Below are 26,370 nucleotides of genomic sequence, written 5' to 3'. Positions count from 1 at the left end.
AATATCGCCGAACGGCATTCCGCTGATCAGTCCGGCAGTACCCGCGCGGCGAGCAGCCCGCCGATACCGGGCACGATCGCGAGCAGCCAGACCCGATGGTGCCCGTTCATGAGCAGGACCGAGGCGATGACCGTCGCGGTGTAGGCCAGGCCGTGCAGCGGACCGACGACGCCGGAGACGGCCGGCTCGTGCACGGTGACCAGGTTCAGCAGCAACACCACCAGCGTCGCCAGTTCGACCGTGCCGGCCAGGCGGAGCGGGTTCACGGGCCCACGCCCGTCGTCGATCCCGGGCGGTAGATCATCAGGACGACCACGACGGCCCAGAGGACGTTGAAGACCCCGGTGTGCATGGCGAGACGCCTGCCGATTCCGTCGGGGATCGCCTCGCCCACGTCGAGTGCGGTGAGCGTGCGGCGCTGGGCGGGGAGGACGAGGCCGACGAGGACGGCCGCCGCGCCCGCGGTGAGGACCATCGACACGATCAGCCACGCGTCGCCGAGGACACCGAGAGCGGCGCCGGTGGCGAGCCCGAACACCGGCACGAGGATCCCGATCACGGCGTACACCCGGGTGACGCGGTGCAGGACCCGGACCGTGGCCGCGGGGGCGGCGCGGGCCGCCGGCGGGAACATGCTGGCCGCGACGGCGACCGGGCCGACGGTCACGATCGCGGCGAGGACGTGGACGGACAGGAGGAACGCCGTCATCCGCGCGCGTCCTTCCAGACGGTGCCGCGGCGTTCGTACTCGAACAGCCGCTCGACGGCGTGCGCGACCCGCGGCCCGAAGTCGCGTTCCAGCAGGTAGAGCGCCAGATCGAGACCGGAGGTGACGCCGCCGGCGGAGACGAGGTCCCCGTCGTCGACGACCCGCGCCCGGACCGCGGTGGCACCCGTGGCGTCGAGCAGGTCGATGCCGAGCACGTGCGTGGTGGCGGTCCGCCCGTCCAGCAGGCCGGCCATGGCCAGGGCGAGGGACCCGCCGCAGACGGTCGCGACGGTCACCGCGGGGTCCTCGAGCGCCCGGCGGAGCAGGGGCGCCGCGTCGCCGGTGGCGAACCGGGAGAGCAGGACCTGGATCGTCTCGGCTCCCTCGTCCGGGTCGCCGTCGACCGGGCCGGACGCGCCGGGGACCACGACGTACCCGGGTGTCGACGGGTCCAGGGTGCCGGTCGCGGTCAGGGCCAGCCCGGCGGTGCCGGAGGTCACCGTGCGTGCTCCGTCGGCCGTGACGAGCTGGACGTCGATGCCGCCGCCGAGGATCTCGCTCCCGGCGGAGAGCACCTCGAAGGGGGCGACGACGTCGAGCGGGTCGAAGCCGTCGAAGAGCACGAACTGCGCGCGCATGGGTGTCCTTCCTGTCGGAGGAGTCCTATGCTGCGCGGCCCGGCGCACGCGTCCCAGTGGCTATCACGTCATGTTCCGCCTGAATCTGGCCAGCTAGCATCAGCGCATGTACACGGTGGCGGTGCTCTCGCTCGACGATGCGATCGCCTTCGATCTGGCCACGCCGATCGAGGTCTTCGCCCGGGTCAGGCTGCCCGACGGGCGCGCCGGCTACCGGGTCGTCGTCGCCGGGCCGGAGCGGGTGATCGACGCCGGGCCGCTGCGGATCGCGGTCGCGGAGGGCCTGGACGCCGTCGCACGCGCCGACCTCATCGTCGTGCCGGGCAGGAACGACATCTCCCGGCCGGCTCCGCCCGAGGTGCTGGACGTGCTCCGCTCCGCCGTGGACCGGGGATCCCGGGTCGCCTCGATCTGCGTCGGCGCGTTCACCCTCGCCGAGGCGGGCCTGCTCGACGGCCGGGACGCCACCACCCACTGGCTCGCCGCCGACGAGCTCGCCCGCCGCCACCCGGCCGTCCGGGTCGATCCCGACGTGCTCTACACCGACAACGGGCGGGTCCTCACCTCCGCGGGCGCCGCCTCCGGGCTGGACCTGTGCCTGCACATCGTGCGCACCGACTACGGGGTGGCCGTCGCCGCCGACGCGGCCCGGCTCGCCGTGGCGCCACCGCACCGCGGCGGCGGGCAGGCGCAGTACATCCTCCGCAACCGGCCGACGTACCGGACGGCGACGCTGGAGCACGTGCTGGCGTGGATCGAGGAGAACGCGCACCGCGGCCTCTCGCTCGCCGACATCGCCGCGGCGGCCGGCATGAGCGTCCGGACGCTCACCCGCCGGTTCACCGCCGAGGTCGGGCAGAGCCCGGTGCAGTGGCTCGCCGGCGTGCGCATCCGGCACGCCCAGGAACTGCTGGAGACCACCGACCACACCGTCGACCGGGTCGCCGCGCAGACCGGCTTTCCCAGTACCAGCAACTTCCGCGCCCAGTTCGCGCAGACAGTCGGGGTGACCCCCGGCGCGTACCGCAGGACCTTCCGCGTCAGTTCAGGCTCTTGACCCAGTTCGTCAGCAGCTGGGCGCCCGCGTCACCGGACTTCTCCGGGTGGAACTGGGTCGCCGACAGTGGCCCGTTCTCCGCTGCCGCCACGAAGTCGCCGCCGTGGGTGGCCCAGGTGACCCGGGGCGCGCGCATCGGCGGCTCCGGGTTCAGCTCCCACTCGCGAACGGCGTACGAGTGCACGAAGTAGAACCGGGTGTCCGCGTCCAGCCCGTCGAACAACACCGACCCCTCGGGCGCGCGCACCGTGTTCCACCCCATGTGCGGCACGACCTCGGCGGCCAGCCGGGTCACCGCGCCGGGCCACTGTCCGCAGCCCGCCGACTCCACACCGTGCTCGATCCCCCGCTCGAACAGGATCTGCATCCCGACGCACACGCCGAGCACCGGGCGTCCCCCGGCCAGCCGCTGGCCGATCAGCCGCTCCCCGTTGACCGAGGACAGCCCCGCCATGCACGCGGCGAACGCGCCGACCCCGGGCACGACCAGCCCGTCGCACTCCAGCGCCGCCGTCGGGTCGGCGGTCACCTCGACGTCCGCGCCCACCCGCCGGAGCGCACGCTCCGCGGACCGCAGGTTGCCGGATCCGTAGTCCAGTACGACGACTCGTGCCACCCCACCAGGCTAGAGGAACGCCCGGATCGACGCCGCTATCCCGTCGGCGTCCAGGCCGTGCACGACGTCGTGCTCGGGCGGGGTGCCGTACGCCCGCACCTCGACGTCGCGGCGGACCCCGAGCGAGCGCACCCGGTGCGGCACGTCGGCGAGCGCCTCCCCCACGCCGTGCGCGGACGTGCCCGCCAGGTACGGCTCGACCAGCACGACGTTCGGCCGGGAGCCCGCCACCGCGGCCAGGAGCCCGGCGTGGTCGAACGGCCGGATCGTGCTCGCGTACAGCACCGTGACGTCCAGGGTGGACGTGACGTCGAGCACGGTGTCCAGCGTCGGTCCGACGGCCAGCACCACGCCGCGGCTGCCCTGCCGCAGCGGGGAGAACCGCCCGATCGGGTGGGCGGTGGTGTTCTCCCGGGTGGACAGTCGCAGGTAGACCCGGCCGGTGCCGGCGATGGCGTCCCGCAACAGCGGCTCCACCTCGTCGGGGTGTCCCGGCACGTGCACGGTCCAGCCGGGCAGGGTGTCGAGCAGCGCGACGTCGGCCGGGCTCTGGTGGGTCCGGCCGCTGGCCGGGGCGTCGTAGGAGCCGCCGATGCTGACCAGCACCGCGCCGACGTCCTGGTGCCCGAGGTCGAGCTTGAGCTGCTCGAACGGGCGCTCCACGAGGAACGGGGCGTAGCTGTGCACCACCGGCCGCAGCCCGGTGAGCGCGAGCCCGCCGGCGACGCCGATCATCGCCTGCTCCCGGATGCCGAGGTTGACCACGCGGTCCGGGTGCCGCGCCCGCGCGTCGTCGAACGCGGCCGAGGAGATGTCCGCGGTGACGACGGCGAGCCGCGGGTCGGTGTCCAGCGCGTCGGTCACGGTGTGCACGAACACATCGCGCATCCCGCCTCCCCGCGTTTCTATGCGGTGGTCACGATGGGAAAGAGGGTTCAGTTGCTCACGTACTTGTGGCTGGGTCGCGTCACGTTCCCCTGAGGTGCGGTTGACGAGGGGGTGGGGTTGGTTCGAAGGCGAGGTCGGCGCGTGTCGTGTCATGTGTACTCCTCGGGTTCGATGGTGGCCACGACCGCGGACGGGCGGCCGGGGTGGGCGGCGGTGAAGGCGCGGTGCAGGGCGTCGTGGTCGCGGCCGTCGACGGTGGCGGTGTGCCAGCCCTCGACGTCGAACCGGCGGGCGATGCCGCCCGGCCAGCCGTGGCTCGCGGAGGAGTTGTCGACCACGACGGTGGTGAGCCGGTCGAGGCCGAGCCGCCCGGCGATGGCGATGGCCTCGTGGTTGCTGCCCTCGTCGAGCTCCCCGTCCCCGACCAGCACGAAGACCCGGCCGCGGCGTCGTCGCGCGCGGAGGCCGAGCGCGGTGCCGACGCCGAGCCCGAGCCCGTGGCCGAGGGAGCCGGAGCCGATCTCGACCCCGGGCACCAGGACCCGGTCGGGGTGCTGGCCGAGCGGTGAGCCGAAGCTCGTCCAGGTGTCGAGCAGGTCGTGGTCGAGGAAGCCCTTGGCGGCCAGGACGGCGTAGTAGGACATGGGTCCGTGGCCCTTGGAGAGCAGGAACCGGTCGCGGTCCGGGTCGTCGACGGTGTCCGGGGTGACGTTCAGCACCCGGTCGTAGAGGACCCACAGGACGTCTATTGTGGACCCGGCGGCCCAGTCGTGTTTCTCGTCGCCGGTCATCCGTTCGATGAGACCGGCCAGCTCGTTTCGCATGCTTGCGAGCATGCGACCTCGAGTTCGGTCGAGGTCAAGTTGAAGTTGGAGCAACTCCTCCACTTATGTCGAGGTTCTTCTGTATGGTCGGCGGCGTGGGGAAACTGCCGAATGTGCTGACGATCGGTGAGGTGTCGAGGCGTAGCGGGGTGCCGCACACGGCGCTGCGGTTCTACGAGGAACGGGGCCTGATCACGTCGGAGCGGACCGCCGGCAACCAGCGGAAGTACGCGCGCGCCGTGCTGCGGCGGCTCGCGTTCATCCGCACCGCGCAGCGGGTCGGCCTCTCGCTCGAGGAGATCCGGGACGCGCTGGCCACGCTGCCGGCCGGCCGCACCCCCACCAAGACCGACTGGACCCGCCTGTCCAACCTGTGGCGGGGCGAGCTGGACGCCCGGATCGACGCGATGCAACGCCTCCGAGACCGGCTCACCGCGTGCATCGGCTGCGGCTGTCTCTCGCTGAAGTCGTGCAACCTGATGAACAAGGACGACGAGTTGGCCGCCTACGGGCCAGGGGCTCCTCGGCTCCGCGCGAGGTCCGAGGGCGGGATCGGCTGACGCCGCCCGGTCACCGCGCGGTGCGCCAGGTCGCGACGGCGTCCTCCACGTCCACCTCGCCCACCCGCAGCGGCGGGCCCACCTGGGGCGCCCGGTGGGCCGCGGCGATCCGCTCGTTCAGGTCCGCCACGATCTCGCGTACCCGGTGCTCCGAGCGTTCCTTCGCCAGCCGTTCCGGCAGCTCAGCGACCTCCTTGGGCAGCGCGAGCGACGGGGGCAGCAGCGCCGCGGTGTCCGCGTTCTCCTCGCGCAGCTTCCGCGCGACCCACTCCATCGTCCCGCCGCGCCGCTTCGGGATCGGCTTGCCGGCGCCCGGCAGGTCGTCGAACTCGCCGCGTTCCTGGGCCATGCGGATCTGCCGCTCCACCCAGTCCTCGGCCGGCATTCCCCGTGGTTTCCGCTCCGTCACGTTTTTATAGTACAGCGGTACGATGAACCTGTGCCGAAACGAGTCGACCACGACGAGCGGCGGCGTGAGCTCGCCGACGCCCTCGTCCGCCGCGCCAGGACCAGCGGACTGCACGCGACCGGGTTCCGGGAGGTGGCCGCGGAGGCGGGCGTCTCGGTCAACCTCGTCCAGTACTACTTCCCCACCAAGGCCGAGTTGCTCGCGGGCGGCCTGCTCCACCTGCGTGAGCTGCTGCGCCCGCGTACCGAACACGACGGCTCGCCGGCCGACCGGATCCGCGCGATCCTGCGCGCCCTGCTCCCCACCGACGACACGAGTACCGACCTCTACCGGCTCCACGCCGCGTACGCCGCGCTCGCGTTCACCGACCCGGCGCTCGCCGCGCAACCGCACACCGCCGGGCCGGACGAGCTCCAGCCCGTGCTGGCCGCGCTCCTCGCCGACGCCGCCCCCGCCGTCCACCCGGAACGCACCGCGACCAGCCTGCTGGCGCTGGGCACCGGGCTCTCGGCGTACCTGGTCTCCGGCTACCTGACGCCGGCCGACGCGCTCGCCGCGCTGGACGAGCAGCTGGACCGGATCCTCAGCTGACCAGCCACACGATCGCGCCGCCGAGCGCCAACACGGCCGCGACGCCGAGCACGGCCGCCATCACCTTCGCCGTCTTGTACGTCGAGTAGACGCCGCCGACCAGGATCCCGGCGACCGCGAGCAGACCGATGACGACGACTTCCCTGGACACGACCCGAAGCCTAGAGCACGCCCTTGGTGCTCGGCACGCCGGTGAGCCGAGGGTCGGGCTCGGCCGCGGCCCGCAGCGCCCGGGCGAGCGCCTTGTACTGTGCCTCGGTGATGTGGTGCGGGTCGCGGCCGTGCAGCACGCGCAGGTGCAGCGCGATCCGCGCGTGGAACGCCAACGACTCGAACACGTGCCGGTTCAGCACGGTCGGGTAGTTGCCGCCGACGGTGAACCCGACCATCGACTCCGGCTCGCCCAGGTGCACGCAGTACGGCCGGCCGGACACGTCGACCGCGGCGTGCGCCAGCGTCTCGTCCATCGGGATCCAGGCGTCGCCGAAGCGGCGGATGCCCTGCTTGTCCCCCAACGCCTTCGCCAGCGCCTGGCCGAGCACGATCGCGGTGTCCTCGACGGTGTGGTGCGCGTCGATCTCGACGTCCCCGGTGGCGCGGACGGACAGGTCGAACGCGCCGTGCACACCGAACGAGGTGAGCATGTGGTCGTAGAAGGGCACACCGGTCGACACGTCGACCTTGCCGGCGCCGTCGAGGTCGATCTCGACGACGACCGACGACTCCTTCGTGGTCCGCTCGATCCTGCCGATGCGGTTCACCTGACGATCTCCTTACTGGCGGCCAGGAACGCGTCGTTCTCGGCCGGGGTTCCGATGGTGACGCGCAGGTGCCCGGGGACACCGACGTCGCGGACGAGCACGCCGGCGTCCAGATAGGACTTCCAGCTGGCGTGCGCGTCGGTGAACCGTCCGAAGAGGACGAAGTTGGCGTCACTGTGCACGACGTGGAAACCGAGGCCGCGCAACGACTCCATCACCCGGTCCCGCTCGGCGGACAGCGCGTGCACCGAGCGCAGGGTGTCGTCGGCGTGCCGCAGGGCGGCGCGGGCGGCGGCCTGGGTGAGCGTGGACAGGTGGTAGGGCAGCCGGACCAGTTGCAGGGCGTCGACGACCGCCGGCGCGGCGGCGAGGTAGCCCAGCCGGCCGCCGGCGAACGCGAACGCCTTGCTCATCGTGCGGGACACGACCAGCTTGGCGGGGAACTCGGCGAGCAGCCTGGTCGCGCTCGGCTGGTCGGAGAACTCCCCGTAGGCCTCGTCGACGACGAGCAGGCCGGGCGCCGCGGCGGCCAGCTCGCGCAGGTCGGCGAGCGGGATCGAACCGCCGGTGGGGTTGTTCGGGCTGGTCACGAACGCGACGTCGGGCCCGCGCGCGGCGAGGATCTCGGCGGCGCGGGCGGTGTCGAGGGTGAAGTCGTCGCGGCGCGGGGCCGGCGCCCACTCGGTGCGGGTGCCGGCGGCGATGATCGGGTGCATCGAGTACGACGGCTCGAAGCCGAGCGCGGTGCGGCCCGGTCCGCCGAACGCCTGCAGGATCTGCTGCAGGACCTCGTTGGAACCGTTGGCGGCCCACAGGTTCTCGACGCCGAGCTGGACGCCGGTGACCGCCGACAGGTAGCGCGCGAGGTCGGCGCGCAGTTCGGTGGCGTCGCGGTCGGGGTAGCGGTGCAGGCCGGCGGCGGCCTCGGCGACGGCCTCGGCCACGTCGGCGACCAGCGCGGGCGGCGGCGGGTACGGGTTCTCGTTGGTGTTGAGCCGGACCGGCACGTCCAGCTGCGGGGCCCCGTAGGGACTGCGGCCGCGCAGGTCGTCACGCAGCGGAAGGTCGGCCAGGCCGATGTCGGCACCGATCATTCGGCACTCCCGAAGCGGGCGGTGACGGCCTGGCCGTGTGCCGGGAGGTCCTCGGCGTCGGCCAGCGCGACCACGTGCGGGGCGACCGCCCGCAGCGCCTCGCGGGAGTAGTCGACGACGTGGATGCCGCGCAGGAACGTCTGCACGGACAGGCCGGACGAGTGCCGCGCGCAGCCGCCGGTGGGCAGCACGTGGTTGGAGCCGGCGCAGTAGTCGCCGAGCGAGACCGGGCTGTGCGGGCCGACGAAGATCGCGCCGGCCGCGCGGACCCTGGCGGCGACCTCGCTGGCGTTCGCGGTCTGCACCTCGAGGTGCTCGGCGGCGTAGGCGTCCACGACGGACAACCCGTCGTCCATACCGGACACGAGCACGCAGCCGGACTGCTTGCCGCGCAACGCGGTGGTGATCCGCTCGGTGTGCCGGGTGCGCTCGACCTGGCGGGCCAGCTCGGCGTCCACGGCGTCGGCGAGGTCGGTGGAGTCGGTGACGAGCACGCTCGCGGCGAGCGTGTCGTGTTCGGCCTGGCTGATCAGGTCGGCGGCGACGTGCACCGGGTCGGCGGTGGCGTCGGCGAGGATCGCGATCTCGGTCGGGCCTGCCTCGGCGTCGATGCCGACGAGCCCGCGCAGCAGGCGCTTCGCGGCGGTGAGGTAGACGTTGCCCGGCCCGGTGACCAGGTCCACCGGCTCCAGCTCGGTGCCGTCGGTGTCCTCACCGCCGTACGCGAGGAGCGCCACGGCCTGCGCGCCGCCGACCGCCCAGACCTCGGTGACGCCGAGCAGCGCGGCGGCGGCCAGGATCGTCGGGTGGGGGCGGCCGCCGAACTCGGCCTGCGGCGGCGAGCAGACGACGAGCGACTCGACGCCGGCGGTCTGCGCCGGGACGACGTTCATCACCACGCTCGACGGGTAGACCGCGAGTCCGCCCGGCGCGTACAGGCCGACCCGGCGGACCGGGACCCAGCGCTCGGTGACCGTGCCGCCGGGCACGACCTGGGTGGTGGTGTCGGTGCGGCGCTGGTCGGCGTGCACCGCGCGGGCCCGGGCGACGCACTCGTCGAGGGCGGCCCTGACACGCGCGTCGAGCCCGTCGAGTGCCTCCTTCAGCGCCTCCTCCGGCACCCGGACCGTGGCCGGCCGGACGGTGTCGAAGCGCTCGGTGTGGTCGAGGACGGCGGGGACGCCGCGGTCCCGGACGTCGTCCACGATCGGGCGAACCTGATGCAGCACGGCGTCCACGTCGACGTCGGCGCGCGGCAGGACGGCGCGCAGCTGGGCCGGGGACGGGACGCGACCACGCAGGTCGGTGCGGCTGAGCATCGGGCTTCCTCTGGATCGTTCCTCCGGGGGTCTCCAGCCTAAGCCGTCCGGCGCGCGGCCGAACGGCCCACTACCTTCGGCTGGCGGTCGGCGGTGGTGTCCGATCTCCGACCAACGACGGGTTGTCGCTGGTCGGGCACGCGCAGCAGGCTCGACCGCGCAGGCACGGACCCGGGAGGGGACATGAGGACACGTCGCCGGCTGGCGCTGGTCGCGGTCGTGGGCGCGTTGGCGCTCGTCACCGGATGGTCGGCTTCCGCCCAGGAATCGCCCGATCGTGGGCTCTATCGCGTGACCGCCGCCGACGCCGAGGCGCGCACCGAGGTGGCCCGCTCCGGGGTGGACGTCCTGGGCGTCCGCGGCGGCGCGGTCGAGGTGGTGGCGAGCCCGGCGCAGGCGTCGGCCCTGCGTGCGCGTGGTTTCGACGTCGAGCTGACCGGCGACGTGGCGGCGGCGCTCACGTCGCGGTCCGGCCCCCGGTCCGTCGCCGACTTCCCGGCCGGCGACGAGGGCTACCACACCTACGACGAAATGGTGGCCGAGCTGCGGGCGGCGGCGGACGAGCACGCCGAGATCGCGTCGCTGTCCAGCGTCGGCAGCTCGTACGAGGGCCGCGACATGCCGATCGTCAAGATCAGCGACAACGCCGCGACCGACGAGGACGAGCCAGAGGTGCTGTTCACCTGCACCATGCACGCCCGCGAGCACCTGACCACGGAGATGTGCCTCCGGATCGTCAACCGGTTCACGGACGGTTACGGCTCGGACGAGACGGTCACCGGTTTCGTGGACACCCGGGAGATCTGGGTGATCCCGTCGCAGAACCCGGACGGCGCCGAGTTCGACATCTCCGGCGGGGAGTACCAGGGCTGGCGCAAGAACCGCCAGCCGAACGAGGACGGGTCGGTGGGGACGGACCTGAACCGCAACTTCTCCTACAAGTGGGGCTGCTGCGGCGGTTCGAGCGGCACGCCGTCGGCCGAGACCTACCGGGGCGCGTCCGCGGCGTCGGCACCGGAAGTGACGAACGTACAGAACTGGGTGAACTCGCGCGTGGTCGGCGGCGAGCAGCAGATCACCGCGCACATCGACTTCCACACGTTCAGCGAGCTGGTGCTGTGGCCGTTCGGGCACACGAACGACCAGGTCACCGAGGGGATGACCGAGGAGGAGTACGCGCGGTTCGAGGACGTCGGCACCCGGATGGCCGAATCGAACGGCTACACCCCGGGCCAGTCGAGCAGCCTGTACATCACCGACGGTGACATCAACGACTGGATGTGGGGCACCCACAAGGTGCTCAGCTTCTGCTTCGAGATGTACCCGGCGAGCGGGGGCATCGACGGCTTCTACCCGCCGGACGAGGAGATCGGCCCGCAGACCGCCCGCAACGACGCGGCCGTCGACATCCTGCTCACCAACGCCGGCTGACCGGGTCGGTTGGCCTCCGGCCCCCGGTCACCAGCGTACCGGGGGCCACCGACAGTTCCGTGACGCTTCTCAGCCAGGTCTCAGCGCTTCAGTGCCGCCACGGCGGCGACCGCCTCGTCGAGCTGGTCCGGTGACGTGAAGTAGTGCGGCGAGGCGCGCACGACCTCCGGCAGGCCCCGGCGCGTCATGTCGTACTGGGTCGAGCCGACGCCGGTGACCGTGACCGTGACGTCGCGGGCGGCCAACTCGGCCCGGACCTGCTCCGGCTCCCGGTCCGCCACCGTGAAGCTCACGATGCCGCAGCGGTTCGTGCCCAGGTCGTGGACCTCGACGCCGGGCACCTCGGCCAGCCCGGCGCGCAGGTGCTCGGCCCGGGCGAGCACGGCGTCGGCGATGGCGTCGACGCCCAGGTCGAGCGCGTAGCGGGCCGCCGCCAGCAGGCCGAGCCGGTCGGCGGTGCTCGACTCCCACAGCTCGAACACCCGCGCGTCCGCCCGAAGCTCGTAGCTGTCCGGCGAGATCCAGGTGCCCGACCGCAGGTCGACCTGCCGAGGCCGCAGTCGCTCGAGTACCGGCCGGCGGACCACCAGGAAACCGGTGCCCCTCGGGCCGCGCAGCCACTTCCGGCCGGTGCCCGACACGATGTCCGCGCCCAGCTCGGACGCGAGCACCGGCAGCTGGCCCACCGACTGGCACGCGTCCAGCAGCACCAGCGCGCCGACCTCGTGCGCGGCCTCGGCCACCTCGGCGACCGGGTTCACCAGGCCGCCGTTGGTCGGCACGTGCACCAGCGACACCAGCGCCACGCGCTCGTCCAGCATCTCCCGCAGCGCGGCGACGTCGATCTCGCCGGCCGGCGTACTCGGCACCGGCTCGACGGTCGCGCCCACCTCGGCGGCCCGGCGCAGCAGCGGGATCGCGTTGCCCGCGTACTCGACCTCGGTCACCAGCACCCGGTCGCCCGCCGTCAGCGGCACGGCGTCGAACGCGGCCAGCCACGAACGGGTGGCGCTGTCGGTGAACGCCACCTCGTCCGGCTCGCAGCCCAGCAGCGACGCCATCAGCCCGTAGCCGGCCTCGAGGTCCGGCAGGCGCTCGTCGTGCGCGACGTAGCCGCCGACCTCGGCCTCCCGCCGCAGGTGGCCGACCACCTCGTCGAGTACCTGCACCGGCGGCAGCGACGAGCCTGCGCTGTCCAGGAACACGCCGCGCCGGCAACCCGGGGTGTCGGCGCGGACCGCGGCCAGATCGATCATCGGGGTGTCCATTCCGCCAGGTTCCACCATGCTCCCCAGGTCGCGCCGGCGGACGATCCGTCGACCACCGGCTCGTAGCCGTCCCAACTCTCACGCATGACGTAGGTGTGGTTCGGGGCGGCCAGCACGACCATGCCGGGCGCCTGCACGTAGGCCCGCTGCATTCGCCGGTACGCGGTCGCCCGGAGCGCCGGGTCGGTCGCGGTGCGGCCGACCTCCAGCGCCTCGTCGACGGTGTCGTTCGCGTACCCGCCGAGCGACCCGCCGGAGTGCAGCAACCGGTAGAGGGCCGTGTCCGGGTCGAACGGGTCGCCGAAGCCGACCAGCGATGCGCCGCTCAGCTGCTCGGCGGCCACCGGCGAGGGCTCCACCTGGATGCCGACCGACCGCGCGCCGGCCGCGAACGCCTCCGCCATCCGCCTGGCCACCATGTCGCCGGCGAGGTAGGTCAGGGTGAACTCGGCGACCCGGCCGTCGCGCACCCGAATGCCGTCCGCGCCGGTGACCCAACCGCTGGACTCCAGCTGGTCGAGCGCGCGGGTCAGGTCGTGCTCGAACACCGCGCCCGGCTCGACGAACTCGGCGAGCACCCCGGGCATCGGGGTGTGCGCGACCCGGCCCTGTCCGGCGAGCGCGTCGTCGACCAGCGTCGCGCGGTCCATGGCGTGGTTGAGCGCGAGCCGCACCGCCGGGTCGCCGGTGACCGGGTGGTTCGACGGCAGCACCACCGCGTGCACGTCGGCCGCGCTGTGCGACACGATCTGCAGGCCGTCGGTGTTCTCGAACTCGCGGGCGAGCGCCGGGGGCAGCGCGGCCCCGTCGAGCTTGCCCTCGCGCATCCGGTCCGCGCGGGCCTCGTCGCCGGGCACGAACTCGACTGTGACCTCGGTGATGGCGGGGGTGCCGTCCCAGTGGTCCTCGTTGGCCTCGAGCACCATGCGGGTCCCGCGCTGCCAGTCGGCGAGGACGTAGGGCCCGGTGCCGACGGGAGGATCGTCGCCGCCGACGGATTCGCTGGACACGATGCCGAGCACGAGCAGCTCGGGGAACGGCGCGTACGGCTCGCTGAGTTCGAAGTGGACGGTCGAGGAGTCGTCGGCGACCACCCGGTCCAGCATCGAGAACCGTTGCCGCAGCGGCGACCCGTCGCGCTGGTCGAGCACGGCCCGGTAGGTGGCGACGACGTCCTGTGCGTCGAACGGGGTGCCGTCGGAGAAGGTGACGCCGGGCCGGAGCCGGACCGTCCAGGTGCGACCGTTCGCGGAGGGTGCCGGCAGGCCGGTGGCGAGTGCCGGGCGCAGGGTGAGGTCGTCGGCGTGCTCCACCAGGCCGTCGAAGACCTTGGCCGCGCCGTGCAGGCCGTAGCCGGCGAGCGGGCTCAGCGCGGTGGGCTCCTCGGCGACCGCGATGACCAGGGAGGTGCCGTCCGGGTCGCCGGAGGCCGGGGGCGCCGGGTCGCCGGTGCAGGCGCCGGCCAGCAGCACGACCGCGAGCAGCGACGGCACGAGACGGCGGAACGACAAGGTGGGCACGGGCCGACCCTAGTCGGGGGACCTATCCTCGTGTCGGTGGATCGGGTGACTTCGGGAGGCAGCGTGCGGGTCGCGTTGAGCCAGATCACGTCCACGCCGTCGCCGTCGGACAACCTGACGCTCGTCCGGTCGTCGGTGGCGGAGGCGGCCGCGGCCGGGGCCTCGGTGGTGCTGTTCCCCGAGGCGACGATGGCGTGCTTCGGCACGTCGCTGGCGCCGCTGGCCGAGCCGGTCGACGGGCCGTGGGCGTCGGCGGTGGCGGAGATCGCGTCGTCACACGACGTGCTCGTGGTGGTGGGGATGTTCACCCCCTCTGACGACGGAAGGGTGTTCAACACGCTGCTCGCCACGGGGCGTGGTCAGCACGTCGGGTACGACAAGATCCACCTGTTCGACGCGTTCGGGTTCACCGAATCCCGGACGGTGGCGCCCGGCGGGAACGTGGTGACGGTGACCGTGGACGAGGTCACCCTCGGCCTCGCGACCTGCTACGACCTGCGGTTCCCGGAGCTGTTCACCCGCCTGGCCGACCACGGGGCGTCGGCGGTGCTGGTCGGGGCGTCGTGGGGGGCGGGGCCGGGGAAGCTGTCGCAGTGGGAGTTGCTGGTGCGGGCGCGGGCGTTGGACTCGACGTGCTGGGTGGTCGCGTGCGGGCAGGCCGACCCGGCGGAGTCGGGGCTGGCGGTACATCCGAAGGCGCCGACCGGGATCGGGTACAGCACGGTCGCCGGCCCGTCGGGCGAGGTGTCGGCCCAACTCGGCGCCGCCCCGGAGCTGCTGGTGGTCGACCTGGACCTACCGCTGGTGAACCGAACCCGCGAGTCTATCCCGGTCCTGGCCAACCGCCGGCTCTGAAACCCCCGTTGTCCACACCCGCCCCCACGCCGCGCAGTTGTCCACAGCCCCCACTCGCGACACCCCGAACCGTCGGCACCCGCGGGTAGTGTGTGATCCAGGGGTCCCCCTTGCCCGGTTGGGGGGCGTCTGTCCGTGGGCGTTTGCGATCGCACCGGCGCGTGTTCGTGGCGGTCACGCCTGAGATCGGGGCGTGGCGATGATCCGGGCGCCCCTGGCCGGTACCAGGGTGACGTTCCTCGGCTTCGGGAACTCCGGTCGGGCCCGGTCCGGGCGGAGGTCGTACCTGATCAGCACCTCGCGCAGCACCGCGCCCGCCTCCCGCAGCGAGAACCCCGCACCCAGACAACGCCGCACACCGCCGCCGAACGGGATCCACGTTCCCGCCTCCGGGCCCCGGCCGACGAAGCGCTCCGGGCGGAAGTCCACCGGATCCTCGTGCAGTCCCGGATTCCGGTGCACCAGTAAGATCGACGGACCGACGATCGTGCCCGCGGGCAGCAGGTAGCCGGCGACCTCGGTCGGCTCGGTCAGAGCGCGGGCCACGTTCTGGACCACCGGCCGCCGGCGCATCGACTCCTTCGCGACCGCCTGCAGGTAGTCCTCGTCGCCGTCGTCGGCGGCTCGCTGGGCGCGGCGCTGCACGGCCGGACGCCGCGCCAGCTCGTGGAACGACCAGGCCAGCGCGGTCGCGGTGGTCTCGTGACCCGCCAGCAGGAGCGTGATCATCTGGTCGCGGACCTCGGCGTCGGCGAGGTCGCCGCCACCGGCGGTCAGCAGGCGGGACAGCACGTCACCGCGGTCGGCGAGGTCGCCCGCGCCGCGCCGGTCGGCGATCTCGGCGTACAGCAGGCGGTCGACGTCGCGCAGGTTCTCCCGGTTGCGTCGCCACGGGCCGTACCGGCCGAGGTTCGGATAGTTCCAACCGAGGACGGTCAGCGGGCCGATGTCGGAGATCCGCCGCAGCCGAGGGCGCAGGTCGGTCAGCCGAGCGCCCTCGCCGAGACCGAACACGACGCGCAGGATGATCTCGAGCGTGACCGCGTTCATCCGTCGGTGCACCGCGAACGGGCGGCCGACCGGCCACGCCTCGGCGTCCGCCGCGGCCAGCGACGCCATCATGTCGCCGTAGCCGCGCAGGGCGGCGCCGTTGAACGCTGGCATGAGGAGCTTGCGGGCGCGCTGGTGCTCGTCCTCGTCGGTGACCAGCACCGAGTGCTTGCCCATGACCGGCCGGAGGATCGAGTTGCCCTGACCTGCGTGGAAGACCGTGGGCGAGCCGGCGAACACCTCGCGGATGTGTTCCGGGTCGGCGAGCGTGACCAACATCTGGCGCCCGGTGATGCGGGTGGTGAACACGTCACCGAAGCGGCGCTGCAGGTGCTGGTGGGTCTGCCGGCGGGCGACGAGGAACAGCAGCGTCTGCACCAGCGACGGCAGCCGCGGGCCCGGGGGGAGGGTGGTGTTCGTCGTCTCGAGCGTCGACATGCTTCTGATTTATACGCTCGTATAGACGACCGCTCAAGGTACCGTCAGCGGGTGGGCCATCGGGACCAGCTGCTCGCCGCCGCGCGGCAGCTACTGGAGGACAAGGGATACGCGCACATCACCGCGCGTGACCTGGTCGCCGCGTCGGGGACGAACCTCGCCTCGATCGGGTACCACTTCGGCTCGAAGGCCGGCCTGCTGAACGCGGCGCTGGGAACGGTGTTCGAGGAGTGGACCACCCAGCTCGCCCAGGCCGCGATGGCCGACCCGGACGCCACTCCGATCGAGCGCGCCCACCTGACCTGGTCGACGCTGCTGGGTTGCCTGTCGGGCCGGCGTCCGCTGCTGGTGTCGTTCGTGGAGGCACTCGCCCAGGCCGACCGGGACCCGGTGCTGCGCGAACAGCTCGCCGGCATGTACCGCAACACCCGCGACCGGGTGGCGACGATGGTCGCCGCCGCCCTGGGCGAGGACGTCACCCCCGACGACCCGCGCTGCACCGCGGTCGCCAGCTGGGTCATGGCCGTGTGCGACGGTCTGTCGCTGCAGTGGCTGCTCGACCCGGCCGGCTCCCCGACCGGCGAGCACCTGTCGCGTGGCCTCGCCGACCTGCGCGCCGTCTCCGAGTAGCGAACGGACGACTCGCGCACCGGGAGCGGGGTCAGCGCAGGTCCATGCCCAGGTCGAGGGCCGGGGCGGAGTGGGTCAGGGCGCCCACGGACAGGTAGTCGACGCCGGTCTCGGCGTAGGCGCGGGCGTTCGGAAGGGTGAGGCCGCCGCTCACCTCCAGCTTCGTCGACCCGCTCCGGCGCCGAACGGCCGCCACGCAGGACTCGACGGTGAAGTTGTCCAGCAGCACCAGCTCCGCGCCCGCGGCCAGGGCCTCGTCGAGTTGGTCGAGCGTGTCCACCTCCACCTCGCACGGCAGTTCCGGCGCGTGCGCGCGCGCCGCCGCCAGCGCCGCGGTGACCGAGCCGGCGGCCAGCACGTGGTTGTCCTTGATCAGCACCGCGTCGCCGAGACCGAGGCGATGGTTGACACCGCCACCGCACCGCACCGCGTACTTCTCGAGCAGCCGCAGCCCCGGCAGCGTCTTGCGGGAGTCGCGGACCACCGCGCCGGTGCCGTCGATCGCCGACACCCAGGCGGCGGTCGCCGTCGCCACGCCGGACAGGTGGCAGAGCAGGTTCAGTGCCGTGCGTTCCGCGGTCAGCAGCCCGCGAACCGGTCCGCGCACCACCAGCACCGGCTCACCGGCACCGACGCGTGCGCCGTCCTCACGCCGCGCCACGATCTCGACATCGTCGGCCAGCACGGCCTCGAAAACGGCCACCGCCGCCGGAATCCCGGCGATCGTCCCCGGCACCCGCGGCGTCAGCTCCGCCACGGCCACCGCGTCAGCCGGCACGGTGGCGACGGTGGTCGCGTCCACGCCGTAACGCAGATCCTCCTCCAACGCCGTCGCCACCACACGACGCAGATCCGCGTGGTCCGGTTCTCGCGTGTGGGTGGCGTTGGTCGAAGTCGGGGCCTGGTTGGTCACGTACCTGTGGCTGGCTTGCATCACGTTCCCCTGGGGTGCGGTTGCGGGGGGCCTCGGATCGCTGTGACCCCGAGGGTCGGGAGTCATGCGGCTCCTCGGACGGGGTGGGTGGGGCGGTCCAGCATGGGTTGGCCGGACGGGGTGAGGCGCACGGTCAGGCCGTGGGTGAGCGCCGGGTCGGTGGTCGGGTGGTCGGTGCGCACCTGGCAGCCCCGCGACTCGGTGCGGGCGGCGGCCGCGGCGATCAGCGCGCGGGCGGTCAGCGTCATCGCGGCGTCCTCCACCAGGCGACGCGTGGTCAGTGCGCTGTCCACAGCTGACACGTCCAGCACCGAGCCGACCACCGCGAGCCCTTCGGCGTCGCGGCCGATGCCGGCGTAGCGGCTCATCACGCGCTGTAGGGTGTCGCGGTCGGCCACCGGCGCGGTGGTCACCGGCTGGCAGGCGGCGAGCCGGCGTTCGGTCAGCACTCCCACCGCGAGGTCGGCGGCCACCGCCTCGGCGGCCCTGGTGCCGACCACGAGCCCTTCGAGCAGGCTGTTGGACGCCAGCCGGTTCGCGCCGTGCAGACCGGTGCGGGCGACCTCGCCGGCCGCGTACAGCCCTGGCACCCGCGTACGTCCATCCACAGTGGACACGACGCCGCCGCAGGCGAAGTGCGCCGCGGGCGACACCGGGATCGGCGCGACGACCGGGTCGACTCCCGCCGCGAGGCAGGCCGCCAGCACGGTCGGGAACCTCCGGGAGAACGTCGGCCGGTCCAGGTGGGTGGCGTCCAGGAACACGTGGTCGTCGCCGAGGTCGGCCAGGCGCCGGGTGATCGCCGCCGACACGACGTCCCGGGGCGCGAGGTCGCCGAGCGGGTGCACGCCGTCCATCACTCGCGCGCCGCGGGAGTCGATCAGGACGGCGCCCTCCCCGCGCACCGCCTCGGTCACCAGCGGGCACCGTCCGCGCGCGCCGTGGCCGGTGTAGAGGACGGTGGGGTGGAACTGCACGAACTCCAGGTCCATCACCGGCGCCCCGGCCCGCAGCGCGATCGCGACCCCGTCGGCGGTGGCGACCTCGGGGTTCGACGTCGCCTGGTACAGCTGTCCGAGCCCGCCGGTGGCCAGCAGCACCGCCGGCGCGATGAGCACGCCCGGCACCCCGTCGCCGTCGAGCACTCGCAGCCCGGCGACCTCGCCGGCCGGCGTGCGCAGCGTGTCGACGGCGACGTGGTGCTCCAGCATGGGCACCAGCCCGTCGCGGGAGGCTGCCAGCAGGGCGCGCTCGACCTCCGCGCCGGTCGCGTCCCCGCCGGCGTGCACCACGCGGAACGCGGTGTGCCCGCCCTCGCGGGTCCTGGCCAACCGGCCGCCCGAGCCGGTGTCGAACACGGCGCCACGCTCCCGTAGCCGCGCCACCGCACCCGGCCCGTCGGCGATGATCCGGGCCGTGGCGTCGGGATCGCAGAGCCCACCGCCGGCGACGAGCGTGTCCTCGACGTGCCGGTGCACGGAGTCGTCGGGGGTGTCGCCGAGCACGACCGCGACCCCGCCCTGCGCCCAGCGCGTGTTGCCCCCGTCGGCCGCGCCCTTGGTCACCACGAGCACCCGCAGACCCAACTCCCGCGCCCGCAACGCGGCCGTCAACCCGGCGACCCCACTGCCCACCACTACCAGATCGGCCCGCGCCTCCCACTCGCCCGACCCGACTTGTCCACAGCCGTCCCGGTTGTCCACATCTTGATCTTGCGTACCCGCCCCGACACCTCCGACCGATAGACTGGCAAGGCGGGACGCCCCCGGGATCGGGTGGGGGTTGTCGTACGGGGGTTTGGGGCCGCTGTGGGCAGGGTGGGGGGTCACTCGCCGCTCCCCGGCTTGCCGATCTCGATCATGCGGCGGACGGCGCCTCGGGCTCGTTCGGCGACGGCGGGGTCGACGTGGACCTCGTCGGCGCCCTCGCGCAACGAGCGCAGGAGCGCGGCCGGCGTGATCATCTTCATGTAGCGGCAGGACGCCCGGTCGTTGACGGCGCGGAAGTCGACCTCGGGGGCCGCGCGGCGCAGCTGGTGCAGCATGCCGACCTCGGTCGCCACGAGCACGGTGCGGGCCCGGGTCGACCTGGCCTCGGTCACCATGTCGCCCGTCGACAGGATCTTGACCTGGTCGGCGGGGACCACGCCCTCCCCCGCCAGGTACAGCGCGGACGTCGCGCAGCCGCACTCCGGGTGCACGAACAGATCCGCGTCGGGGTCGGCCGCGGCCCGCGCCGCGAGCTCCGGGCCGTTGATGCCGGCGTGCACGTGACACTCGCCCGCCCACACGTGCAGGTTGTCCCGGCCCGTCTCGCGCTTGACGTGGGCGCCGAGGAACTGGTCCGGCAGGAACAGCACCTCGCGGTCGGCCGGGATCGACGCGACCACGTCGACCGCGTTCGACGAGGTGCAGCAGATGTCGGTCTCGGCCTTGACCTCGGCTGTCGTGTTCACGTACGAGACGACCACCGCGCCGGGGTGCTCGGCCTTCCACGCGCGCAGTTGCGCGGCGTCGATGGAGTCGGCGAGGGAGCAGCCCGCGCGGGCGTCCGGGATCAGCACGGTCTTGTGCGGGCTGAGGATCTTCGCGGTCTCGGCCATGAAGTGCACGCCGCAGAACACGATCGTCGACGCATCACTCTCGGCGGCGATTCGGCTCAACGCCAGGGAGTCGCCGGTGTGATCCGCGATGTCCTGGATCTCCGGCAGCTGGTAGTTGTGCGCCAGCAGCACGGCGTCGCGCTCCCCGGCCAGCCGGCGCACCTCGTCGCGCCACGCGCTGTCTGCCTCGACGCCGCCGTACGGCGTCAGGTCCCCGGCCGGCTCGGCGGCAGCGGCGGTCACTGGCATCTCGTCCTCCTCGCGTCGGCGCGCAGTCCCGATTTCCCATCCCGAGGTTTTCGCCTTAGGATCGAAAACATGGCCGATGCTACCACCGCACCCCCGCCCGCGGCCCACGAAGTGCTGGCCGCGGTGCTCCAGGTGCGAGCAGGCTCACTCCAGGTCCTGCTCTGGGAACGCGCACTGGAACCACACGCGCACCGGTGGTCACTGCCCGGCGGCCGGCTCGGCGCGGCGGAGGACGTGGAGGCCTCGATCAGGCGCCAACTCGCCGAGAAGGTCGACGTGCGGCAGTTGTCGCACGTCGAGCAGCTGGCGGTGTTCAGCGCGCCCACGCGGGTACCGGGCGAGCGAGTCGTGGCGACCGCGTTCCTCGGCCTGGTGCCCTCCGACGTCGACCCCGGCCTGCCGGACGACACCCGCTGGCACCCGGTCGACGACCTGCCGTCGACGGCGTTCGACCACGAGTCGATCGTGCGGCGAGCGCGGCACCGGCTGCGCTCGAAGCTCTCCTACACCAACATCGGGTTCGCGCTCGCGCCGCCCGAGTTCACGATCTCGGCGCTGCGCGGCCTCTACTCCGCCGCGCTCGGCTACACGGTCTCGGCGACCAACCTGCAGCGCGTGCTCGCCCGCCGGGGCCTGCTGGAACCGACCGGGGAGACCGCTCCATCCGGCCGCGCGGGCGGACGGCCGGCGGCGCTGTTCCGGTTCGTCGAGCGCAGCATGGCGGTGACCGACCCGTTCGCGGTGCTCCGGCCGCCGAACCAAGCGCGCGGCGGCGCACCGTCGTAGGTTGGGACGGTGCCCGAGACGCTTCCGCTCTTCCCGCTGCAGACGGTGCTGCTGCCGGGCACGACGCTGCCGCTGCACATCTTCGAGCCGCGCTACCGGCAGCTGACCGTCGACCTGATCACCGGCACGCTGCCCGACAAGCGGTTCGGCGTGGTCGCCCTCGCCCCGTCGCACGAGGCGGAGGTGACCTCGCGCGACCAGCTCCAGGAGATCGGCTGCGCGGCCCTGCTGCGCCAGGCAACGCGCCTGCCAGACGGCCGCTTCGACATCGTCACCGCCGGCGAGCGCCGCTTCCGGCTCCTGGCTGTCGACGCCACGAGCGCCCCCTACCTGATGGGCGCCGTCGAGTGGGTGCCAGACACCCCGGCGATGGTGCCCGGCCAGCGCAACGCCGCCGACGCGATCGGCTCGCTGGTCGACGCGGCGCGCGCCGCCTACCGCCGCTACTGCCAGGCCGCCTGGCAGCAGGGCGACTGGCGCGAACCGGACGAGGACGTGGAGATCGAGAAGCTCGCGCACCTGCTGGCCACCGACTGCCTGCTCCCGTTGGAGGACCGGCAGCGGCTGCTGGAGGAGACCCGTCCGCTGCACCGGCTGCGCCTGGCCGGCCGGCTGCTGAACCGGGAGGCGGGCATCCTGTCCACCCTGCGGGCGGTCCCGGGTCCGCCGGCCGAGCTGCGCCGGCACGCCAGCAAGAACTAGCGTCACCCGGGTGACAGCGAAGTTGGTGTGGGACCGGTTCTACGAGGCGTCCCGCGCGTCGAAGCTCGAGACCGAGCGGCGGCTGAGCGCGCACGGCGTGCACATCGGCCAGCAGTTCGTGCTGGAGTGCCTGTGGGACGAGGACGGACTGACCCCCACCGAGCTCGCCCGCCGCATCGGCGTCGAGCCGGCCACGCTGACCCGGCTGCTGCGTCGCATGGAGGACGCCGGGCTCGTTCTGCGGCGCGACGACGAGCAGGACAAACGCCGGATCCGCACCTGGCTCACCGAGCACGGCGCCGCGCTCCGGGATCCGGTGCACGCGACGATCGGGCAGCTGCAGCGGGACGCCGTGCGCCTGCTCACCGAGGACGAGACGGCGACGTTCGCGGCACTGCTGGCGAAGATGACGACCGGGCTCCGGGGTCAGTAAGGACCACGAAAGTACTAAGCCTGCTTACTAACTGCTAAGCTGGCTTAGTACTTGTGGCCGACCCGGGAGTCCCCATGGATCTTCAGCTCCTCGGCAGAACAGTCTTCGTCACCGGTGGTTCGCGCGGCATCGGACGCGCCATCGCGCTCGGTTACGCCGGCGAGGGTGCCCGGGTCGCGTTCAGCTATCACAGCCACAGGGAACTGGCCGACCAGACGGCCGCGGCGATCAGGGACCTGGGCGCGGAAGCGCTGCCGGTCCGCGTCGACCTCGACGAGCCGTCGTCCGGCGCGGCGGCCGTCACGGCGATCGGGCGGCGGTGGGGTGGGGTCGACGTGTTCGTGGCCAACGCCGTGCGCTGGCCGGACGAGCTGCCGGACCAGAGCAGGCGCTTCGAGCACGTGCCCGACACGGAGTGGCAGGGCATGCTGCGCGCCAACGTCGAGGGCCTGATCGCACTGCTCCAGGCGGTCCTGCCGGCGATGCGCGGGCGCGCGGACGCCCGCATCGTCCTCATCTCATCGGACCTGGTCCGGCACCGCGACCCCGCGCTGCACGGCCTCGGCTTCTACAGCGCCGCCAAGGCCGCTCTCGTGGGACTCGCGAACGGTCTCATCTCCGACCTCGCGGGCGAGGTACTGGTGAACATCGTCTCGCCGGGGCTCACCACGACCGAGCGCAACCTCACCGAGATGCCGCAACCGGTGCGCGACCAGCAGATCGCCCGGACGGCGACGCGCAGGCTGTCCACGCCGGACGACATCGCGCGGGCGGTGCTGTTCCTCGGCTCGCCGGCCAACGGCAACATCACCGGCGAACTCGTCACCGTCGCCGGAGGCTTCAACTAACCGAGAACCAGCCGAGAACTAGCCGAGCCGGCGGCCGAGGTCGTCCATGCTGTTCCACGCCGCCATCACGCCGTAGACCAGCGCGGCGGTCAGCGGCCAGGCCAGCAGCACGCCCAGGCTCTCCAGCTCCGGGGCGGTCTCGACCACGTCCAGCACCTGGACGTCGCCGGGCACCGGGTAGCGACCGGCCGCCCAGGACTCACCGACCTGGGCGGCGAGCCAGCCGGCGACCACCGATCCGAGCACCGCCGCGAGCATGATCACCGGGCCGCGGCGTTCGCGCAGGAACCACACCGCCAGCCCGGTGCACAGGCCGGCAGCCAGGCAGAGCAGCAGGAAGATCACCAGGGCGTCGGCCCGGTGGTAGCTCTCCGCCGGCAGCGGGAACGCCTGCCCGTCCCCGCCGACCACCTGCCGCTGCGGGGGCGCGAGCACCGACCACAGCCAGGCGACCGGCAGGCCGAGCAGCGACACCGTGGACAGCACGGTGACCGCCGGCAGCAGGTCGGCCCGCACCACCACCCTCGGCCGCTCCTGGCGCCACGGGGGCGGCAGGTAGGCCGGGTAGGTGGGCGGCACCTGCCCGTTCGGCTCGGCGTGATCCTCTCGGAGCGGTGCGGCGTCCTGTGCCGCACCGGGTTGCTCCGTCACGCCGACCTCCCGCTCAGTACCGCCAACAGTCCGTGGTCAGAGCCTAGTCGGTCGCCGACGCGGTGTTGAACGAAGAGCGGTCGCCGTGCCGGCTGCAGCGCGCCGACCACCCGGACGGGGTCACCTGGACCACCATCCGGCGGGCACACTCCGGGCAGAAGCGCGGCGGGTCGATCGCCCCGCGCGCGCCCTGACAGCGGGTGTGCTCACCCTCCCCCGGCGGCCTGCCGCAGTGCACGCAGTACATCAGAGGGTGTCGCTGAGTGCCTTGATCGGCATGTTCAGCTCGGTCAACATGTCGAGGTCCTGCTGCGCCGGGCGGCCCAGGTTGGTCAGGTAGTTCCCGACGATGATCGCGTTGATGCCGCCGAGCATGCCCTTCTCCGCGCCCAGGTCGCCGAGGGTCAGCTCGCGGCCGCCGGCGAAGCGGAGCATCGTGCGCGGCATCGCCAGCCGGAACGCGGCCACCGTGCGCAGCGCGTCCGGGCCCTCGACCAGCTCGAAGTCCTCGTAGGGGGTGCCGGGCTGCGGGATGAGGAAGTTCATCGGCACCTCGTGCGGGTCCAGCTCGGCGAGCTGGACGGCGAACTCGGCGCGCTGCTCGACGGTCTCCCCCATGCCGATGATGCCGCCGCAGCAGACCTCCATGCCCGCCTCGTGCACCATCCGCAGGGTCTCCCAGCGCTCCTCCCAGGTGTGGGTGGTGACCACACTCGGGAAGTGGGACCGGGCGGTCTCCAGGTTGTGGTTGTAGCGGTGCACGCCCATCCCGACGAGCTCGTCCACCTGCTCCTGGGTCAGCATGCCGAGCGAGCAGGCGATCTGGATGTCGTTGCCGTCCTCGCGGATCGCCTTGATGCCGTCGCGGACCTGGGACATCAGCCGCTTGTCCGGGCCGCGCACGGCGGCGACGATGCAGAACTCGCTCGCGCCGGTCGCGGCGGTCTCCCGCGCGGCCTTCACCAGGCCGGGGATGTCCAGCCACGCCGAGCGCACCGGCGAGGGGAACTGGCCGGACTGCGAGCAGAAGTGGCAGTCCTCGGGGCAGCCGCCGGTCTTCAGGCTGACGATGCCCTCGACCTCGACCTCCGGGCCGCACCAGCGCATCCGTACCTCGTGCGCGAGTTCCAGCAGCTCCGGCATGCGCTCGTCGGGCAGCCGGAGGATCTCGAGCACCCGCGGCTCGTCCAGGCCGGCGCCGCGCTCCAGCACCTGCTCGCGGGCCACCGCCAACACGTCGGCGGGCGTGCGGTCGGCCTCGGTCCGGTCGGCGCCAGTCCGTTCAGCGGCAGCGGTCACGAATGCCTCCTCGCTCGTGGTGATGGACCTCCGGGCAAGTCTGCCGCACGAGGCCGCGTGACGAAGGCGATGTATCTCACGCGCTTACCGGCCCTCGAGCCGGCCGTCATCACGCCGCGTGTTCGGCGGCGAACCCGGTCGCGTCGAACTCGCCCCCCAACGAGGGAGCGAGCGAGGCCCTGGCGACGGTCAGGAACTCCTCCCGGCCCAGCGTGCCCGCGCCCGCCGGAACGGCCCCGACCAGCGGAGCCTCCGCGACCACCGGCAGGTCGTCGAGGTTGCAGCGGGCGGCGAGGTCGGGCTCGGCCGGCCAGGAGCCGACGACGACCCCCGCGCAGGCGATCCCCCGGACGCGCAGTGCCTCGGCGGTGAGCGCGGTGGCGTTGAGCGTGCCGAGCCCGGCGTCCGCGACGATCAGCACCGGCGCGCCGATCGACCAGGCGACGTCGGCGAGGGTGCCGCCGTGCTCGTCCATCCGCACCAGCAGGCCGCCCGCGCCCTCGACGAGCACCTGGTCGTGCCCCCGGGAGAGCTCGACCGCCGCGGCGGCCGCCTGGGCGGGGGTGACCGGGAGGATGTCCGCGCGGCGGGCGGCGGTGCCCGGGGCGAGCGGGTCGGGGAACCGGGCGAGCTCCCAGGTGGTGACCTCGCCACCGGCGAGCCTGCTCACGTCGTCGACGTCGCCCGGCTCGTCCGGTCCGAGCCCGGTCTGCGCCGGTTTCAGCACGGCCACGCTGCGCCGCCGGTGCAGGGCCAGCGCGGCGACGGCCGCGGTGACGACGGTCTTGCCGACTCCGGTACCGGTACCGGTGAGCACCAGGACGTCCGCGGGAACCTCGGCGGGGACACTCACGGAGCGTCAGGCTAGACCCACCCGTTCGCCGCAACCGCACCCGCCCCGGGCTCGGTATGGTCTACCCGTGATCACCGGGACCGGGCGCGTCCAGCTGTACGGCGCGGACTGGTGCGACGACACCCGCGGCGCCATCACCTGGATGAACCGGCACCACGTCCCGTTCACCGGGCACGACACCACCGACGACGAGGTCCGGGCCGCGGCCGTGGAGCTGGCCGGCGGCCGCACCGACATCCCGGTGGTGGTGACCCCGGACGGCACCGTGCTCGTCGAACCGACGGTCGCCGAGCTGGCCGGCGCCCTGGCCGGACTCCGGCCGCGCCGGACCGCGCGGTCCCGGTGCCGGTGAGCG

General features: G+C 73.1%; 32 protein-coding genes. 11 read left to right on the top strand and 21 right to left on the bottom strand.

What is annotated here, in order from left to right:
- Positions 1-26 precede the first annotated feature (26 nt).
- From JT362_RS19580 to JT362_RS19570, 3 genes are read right to left on the bottom strand one after another with little or no spacing between them, the layout of a single operon-like run.
- Entirely contained in the window at positions 27-266 is a 240-nt protein-coding gene (locus JT362_RS19580; RefSeq protein ID WP_260192824.1) for a hypothetical protein, read from the bottom strand.
- Positions 263-709, bottom strand: coding sequence for a DUF2269 family protein (locus JT362_RS19575; protein ID WP_260192823.1), 447 nt, complete (start codon positions 707-709; stop codon positions 263-265). The genes JT362_RS19580 and JT362_RS19575 overlap by 4 nt, the downstream gene beginning before the upstream one ends.
- A complete protein-coding gene (locus tag JT362_RS19570; RefSeq protein ID WP_260192821.1) occupies positions 706-1,347 on the bottom strand; it encodes a DJ-1/PfpI family protein in 642 nt (213 codons plus the stop codon). Before JT362_RS19570 ends, JT362_RS19575 begins: the two co-directional genes overlap by 4 nt.
- Before the next feature lie 106 nt (positions 1,348-1,453).
- Here JT362_RS19570 and JT362_RS19565 point away from each other — a divergent pair, with 106 nt between their 5' ends.
- On the top strand, positions 1,454-2,404 hold the full coding sequence (locus tag JT362_RS19565; protein ID WP_260192820.1) for a GlxA family transcriptional regulator: 951 nt from the start codon (positions 1,454-1,456) through the stop codon (positions 2,402-2,404).
- Here the strand turns inward: JT362_RS19565 and hisH are convergent.
- From hisH to JT362_RS19550, 3 genes are all read right to left on the bottom strand, one after another.
- The gene (gene hisH / locus JT362_RS19560; protein ID WP_260192819.1) at positions 2,388-3,020 is read right to left on the bottom strand and encodes an imidazole glycerol phosphate synthase subunit HisH; all 633 of its coding nucleotides are present in this window, start codon (positions 3,018-3,020) and stop codon (positions 2,388-2,390) included. The genes JT362_RS19565 and hisH overlap by 17 nt on opposite strands.
- Before the next feature lie 9 nt (positions 3,021-3,029).
- Positions 3,030-3,908 (bottom strand): transketolase family protein, encoded by an 879-nt coding sequence (locus JT362_RS19555; protein WP_260192818.1) that lies wholly within the window; start codon positions 3,906-3,908, stop codon positions 3,030-3,032.
- Positions 3,909-4,057: 149 nt separating this feature from the next.
- Entirely contained in the window at positions 4,058-4,732 is a 675-nt protein-coding gene (locus JT362_RS19550; protein ID WP_260192817.1) for a thiamine pyrophosphate-binding protein, read from the bottom strand.
- 83 nt (positions 4,733-4,815) lie between these two features.
- Here JT362_RS19550 and soxR point away from each other — a divergent pair, with 83 nt between their 5' ends.
- Positions 4,816-5,292 (top strand): redox-sensitive transcriptional activator SoxR, encoded by a 477-nt coding sequence (soxR, locus tag JT362_RS19545; RefSeq protein WP_375546531.1) that lies wholly within the window; start codon positions 4,816-4,818, stop codon positions 5,290-5,292.
- A 10-nt stretch (positions 5,293-5,302) separates the two neighbouring features.
- Here soxR and JT362_RS19540 read toward each other — a convergent pair whose 3' ends face one another.
- A complete protein-coding gene (locus JT362_RS19540) occupies positions 5,303-5,701 on the bottom strand; it encodes a DnaJ family domain-containing protein (RefSeq protein WP_260192813.1) in 399 nt (132 codons plus the stop codon).
- A gap of 30 nt (positions 5,702-5,731) precedes the next feature.
- Here JT362_RS19540 and JT362_RS19535 point away from each other — a divergent pair, with 30 nt between their 5' ends.
- Entirely contained in the window at positions 5,732-6,292 is a 561-nt protein-coding gene (locus JT362_RS19535) for a TetR/AcrR family transcriptional regulator (protein WP_260192812.1), read from the top strand.
- On the opposite strand, the gene JT362_RS19530 is transcribed toward JT362_RS19535, so the two are convergent.
- Genes JT362_RS19530 through hisD form a run of 4 tightly spaced genes read right to left on the bottom strand, consistent with a single transcriptional unit; the run spans position 6,285 to position 9,466 of the window.
- The gene (locus JT362_RS19530; protein ID WP_260192810.1) at positions 6,285-6,443 is read right to left on the bottom strand and encodes a CG2302 family histidine operon protein; all 159 of its coding nucleotides are present in this window, start codon (positions 6,441-6,443) and stop codon (positions 6,285-6,287) included. The genes JT362_RS19535 and JT362_RS19530 overlap by 8 nt on opposite strands.
- A gap of 10 nt (positions 6,444-6,453) precedes the next feature.
- Positions 6,454-7,053: an imidazoleglycerol-phosphate dehydratase HisB gene (gene hisB / locus JT362_RS19525; protein ID WP_260192809.1), complete on the bottom strand. Its 600-nt coding sequence runs from the start codon at positions 7,051-7,053 to the stop codon at positions 6,454-6,456.
- Positions 7,050-8,147: a histidinol-phosphate transaminase gene (locus JT362_RS19520; RefSeq protein WP_260192807.1), complete on the bottom strand. Its 1,098-nt coding sequence runs from the start codon at positions 8,145-8,147 to the stop codon at positions 7,050-7,052. Before JT362_RS19520 ends, hisB begins: the two co-directional genes overlap by 4 nt.
- Positions 8,144-9,466 (bottom strand): histidinol dehydrogenase, encoded by a 1,323-nt coding sequence (gene hisD, locus JT362_RS19515; protein WP_260192804.1) that lies wholly within the window; start codon positions 9,464-9,466, stop codon positions 8,144-8,146. The genes JT362_RS19520 and hisD overlap by 4 nt, the downstream gene beginning before the upstream one ends.
- A gap of 183 nt (positions 9,467-9,649) precedes the next feature.
- Here hisD and JT362_RS19510 point away from each other — a divergent pair, with 183 nt between their 5' ends.
- Complete coding sequence (locus JT362_RS19510; protein ID WP_260192803.1) at positions 9,650-10,897, top strand: M14 family metallopeptidase; 1,248 nt, start codon at positions 9,650-9,652, stop codon at positions 10,895-10,897.
- A gap of 80 nt (positions 10,898-10,977) precedes the next feature.
- Here JT362_RS19510 and JT362_RS19505 read toward each other — a convergent pair whose 3' ends face one another.
- Positions 10,978-12,153 carry an aminotransferase class V-fold PLP-dependent enzyme gene (locus tag JT362_RS19505; RefSeq protein ID WP_260192801.1) on the bottom strand — a complete coding sequence of 392 codons (1,176 nt, stop codon included), beginning with the start codon at positions 12,151-12,153 and terminating at the stop codon, positions 10,978-10,980.
- Positions 12,150-13,685 (bottom strand): ABC transporter substrate-binding protein, encoded by a 1,536-nt coding sequence (locus JT362_RS19500; protein ID WP_260192799.1) that lies wholly within the window; start codon positions 13,683-13,685, stop codon positions 12,150-12,152. Before JT362_RS19500 ends, JT362_RS19505 begins: the two co-directional genes overlap by 4 nt.
- Positions 13,686-13,721: 36 nt before the next feature.
- On the opposite strand from JT362_RS19500, the gene JT362_RS19495 reads away from it, so the two are divergent.
- On the top strand, positions 13,722-14,540 hold the full coding sequence (locus JT362_RS19495; protein WP_260192798.1) for a carbon-nitrogen hydrolase family protein: 819 nt from the start codon (positions 13,722-13,724) through the stop codon (positions 14,538-14,540).
- A 174-nt stretch (positions 14,541-14,714) separates the two neighbouring features.
- On the opposite strand, the gene JT362_RS19490 is transcribed toward JT362_RS19495, so the two are convergent.
- Positions 14,715-16,028, bottom strand: coding sequence for a cytochrome P450 (locus JT362_RS19490; RefSeq protein WP_260192797.1), 1,314 nt, complete (start codon positions 16,026-16,028; stop codon positions 14,715-14,717).
- Positions 16,029-16,079: 51 nt separating this feature from the next.
- On the opposite strand from JT362_RS19490, the gene JT362_RS19485 reads away from it, so the two are divergent.
- A complete protein-coding gene (locus JT362_RS19485; protein ID WP_260192796.1) occupies positions 16,080-16,658 on the top strand; it encodes a TetR/AcrR family transcriptional regulator in 579 nt (192 codons plus the stop codon).
- A gap of 31 nt (positions 16,659-16,689) precedes the next feature.
- On the opposite strand, the gene nadC is transcribed toward JT362_RS19485, so the two are convergent.
- The 3 genes from nadC to nadA all read right to left on the bottom strand — a co-directional run bounded on the left by nadC (position 16,690) and on the right by nadA (position 20,443).
- The gene (nadC, locus tag JT362_RS19480) at positions 16,690-17,571 is read right to left on the bottom strand and encodes a carboxylating nicotinate-nucleotide diphosphorylase (protein ID WP_260192795.1); all 882 of its coding nucleotides are present in this window, start codon (positions 17,569-17,571) and stop codon (positions 16,690-16,692) included.
- Positions 17,572-17,654: 83 nt separating this feature from the next.
- The gene (locus JT362_RS19475; RefSeq protein WP_260192794.1) at positions 17,655-19,295 is read right to left on the bottom strand and encodes an L-aspartate oxidase; all 1,641 of its coding nucleotides are present in this window, start codon (positions 19,293-19,295) and stop codon (positions 17,655-17,657) included.
- A gap of 122 nt (positions 19,296-19,417) precedes the next feature.
- Positions 19,418-20,443: a quinolinate synthase NadA gene (gene nadA, locus JT362_RS19470; RefSeq protein ID WP_260192792.1), complete on the bottom strand. Its 1,026-nt coding sequence runs from the start codon at positions 20,441-20,443 to the stop codon at positions 19,418-19,420.
- Between the two features lie 69 nt (positions 20,444-20,512).
- On the opposite strand from nadA, the gene JT362_RS19465 reads away from it, so the two are divergent.
- The 4 genes from JT362_RS19465 to JT362_RS19450 all read left to right on the top strand — a co-directional run bounded on the left by JT362_RS19465 (position 20,513) and on the right by JT362_RS19450 (position 23,212).
- Complete coding sequence (locus JT362_RS19465) at positions 20,513-21,229, top strand: NUDIX hydrolase (protein ID WP_260192790.1); 717 nt, start codon at positions 20,513-20,515, stop codon at positions 21,227-21,229.
- A gap of 9 nt (positions 21,230-21,238) precedes the next feature.
- Positions 21,239-21,931: an LON peptidase substrate-binding domain-containing protein gene (locus JT362_RS19460; RefSeq protein WP_260192789.1), complete on the top strand. Its 693-nt coding sequence runs from the start codon at positions 21,239-21,241 to the stop codon at positions 21,929-21,931.
- Between the two features lie 10 nt (positions 21,932-21,941).
- Complete coding sequence (locus JT362_RS19455) at positions 21,942-22,364, top strand: MarR family winged helix-turn-helix transcriptional regulator (RefSeq protein ID WP_260192787.1); 423 nt, start codon at positions 21,942-21,944, stop codon at positions 22,362-22,364.
- Between the two features lie 74 nt (positions 22,365-22,438).
- Positions 22,439-23,212 carry an SDR family NAD(P)-dependent oxidoreductase gene (locus JT362_RS19450; protein ID WP_260192786.1) on the top strand — a complete coding sequence of 258 codons (774 nt, stop codon included), beginning with the start codon at positions 22,439-22,441 and terminating at the stop codon, positions 23,210-23,212.
- 18 nt (positions 23,213-23,230) lie between these two features.
- On the opposite strand, the gene JT362_RS19445 is transcribed toward JT362_RS19450, so the two are convergent.
- The 4 genes from JT362_RS19445 to bioD all read right to left on the bottom strand — a co-directional run bounded on the left by JT362_RS19445 (position 23,231) and on the right by bioD (position 26,015).
- Entirely contained in the window at positions 23,231-23,863 is a 633-nt protein-coding gene (locus JT362_RS19445; protein WP_260192784.1) for a DUF2567 domain-containing protein, read from the bottom strand.
- A gap of 43 nt (positions 23,864-23,906) precedes the next feature.
- Positions 23,907-24,110, bottom strand: coding sequence for a biotin synthase auxiliary protein BsaP (gene bsaP / locus JT362_RS35780; protein ID WP_260192783.1), 204 nt, complete (start codon positions 24,108-24,110; stop codon positions 23,907-23,909).
- Positions 24,110-25,099, bottom strand: coding sequence for a biotin synthase BioB (gene bioB / locus JT362_RS19435; protein WP_375546537.1), 990 nt, complete (start codon positions 25,097-25,099; stop codon positions 24,110-24,112). The genes bsaP and bioB overlap by 1 nt, the downstream gene beginning before the upstream one ends.
- Positions 25,100-25,271: 172 nt before the next feature.
- On the bottom strand, positions 25,272-26,015 hold the full coding sequence (bioD, locus tag JT362_RS19430) for a dethiobiotin synthase (RefSeq protein ID WP_260192780.1): 744 nt from the start codon (positions 26,013-26,015) through the stop codon (positions 25,272-25,274).
- 67 nt (positions 26,016-26,082) lie between these two features.
- Here bioD and JT362_RS19425 point away from each other — a divergent pair, with 67 nt between their 5' ends.
- Positions 26,083-26,367 (top strand): glutaredoxin family protein, encoded by a 285-nt coding sequence (locus JT362_RS19425; RefSeq protein WP_260192779.1) that lies wholly within the window; start codon positions 26,083-26,085, stop codon positions 26,365-26,367.
- Positions 26,368-26,370 lie beyond the last annotated feature (3 nt).

The sequence above is a fragment of the Actinophytocola gossypii genome (assembly GCF_025165815.1).
Taxonomy (GTDB): Bacteria; Actinomycetota; Actinomycetes; order Mycobacteriales; family Pseudonocardiaceae; genus Actinophytocola; species Actinophytocola gossypii.
This window is presented reverse-complemented; position numbering and strand designations above follow the sequence as displayed.

Coding starts and splice junctions, on each gene's coding strand:
- JT362_RS19465 (WP_260192790.1), top strand. CDS start 20,513: ATGGCCGATGCTACCACCGCACCCCCGCCCGCGGCCCACGAAGTGCTG.
- JT362_RS19565 (WP_260192820.1), top strand. CDS start 1,454: ATGTACACGGTGGCGGTGCTCTCGCTCGACGATGCGATCGCCTTCGAT.
- JT362_RS19555 (WP_260192818.1), bottom strand. CDS start 3,908: ATGCGCGATGTGTTCGTGCACACCGTGACCGACGCGCTGGACACCGAC.
- JT362_RS19505 (WP_260192801.1), bottom strand. CDS start 12,153: ATGATCGATCTGGCCGCGGTCCGCGCCGACACCCCGGGTTGCCGGCGC.
- JT362_RS19510 (WP_260192803.1), top strand. CDS start 9,650: ATGAGGACACGTCGCCGGCTGGCGCTGGTCGCGGTCGTGGGCGCGTTG.
- soxR (WP_375546531.1), top strand. CDS start 4,816: ATGGTCGGCGGCGTGGGGAAACTGCCGAATGTGCTGACGATCGGTGAG.
- nadA (WP_260192792.1), bottom strand. CDS start 20,443: ATGCCAGTGACCGCCGCTGCCGCCGAGCCGGCCGGGGACCTGACGCCG.
- JT362_RS19490 (WP_260192797.1), bottom strand. CDS start 16,028: ATGTCGACGCTCGAGACGACGAACACCACCCTCCCCCCGGGCCCGCGG.
- JT362_RS19550 (WP_260192817.1), bottom strand. CDS start 4,732: ATGCGAAACGAGCTGGCCGGTCTCATCGAACGGATGACCGGCGACGAG.
- bsaP (WP_260192783.1), bottom strand. CDS start 24,110: ATGTACTGCGTGCACTGCGGCAGGCCGCCGGGGGAGGGTGAGCACACC.
- JT362_RS19570 (WP_260192821.1), bottom strand. CDS start 1,347: ATGCGCGCGCAGTTCGTGCTCTTCGACGGCTTCGACCCGCTCGACGTC.
- JT362_RS19520 (WP_260192807.1), bottom strand. CDS start 8,147: ATGATCGGTGCCGACATCGGCCTGGCCGACCTTCCGCTGCGTGACGAC.
- JT362_RS19575 (WP_260192823.1), bottom strand. CDS start 709: ATGACGGCGTTCCTCCTGTCCGTCCACGTCCTCGCCGCGATCGTGACC.
- hisD (WP_260192804.1), bottom strand. CDS start 9,466: ATGCTCAGCCGCACCGACCTGCGTGGTCGCGTCCCGTCCCCGGCCCAG.
- JT362_RS19450 (WP_260192786.1), top strand. CDS start 22,439: ATGGATCTTCAGCTCCTCGGCAGAACAGTCTTCGTCACCGGTGGTTCG.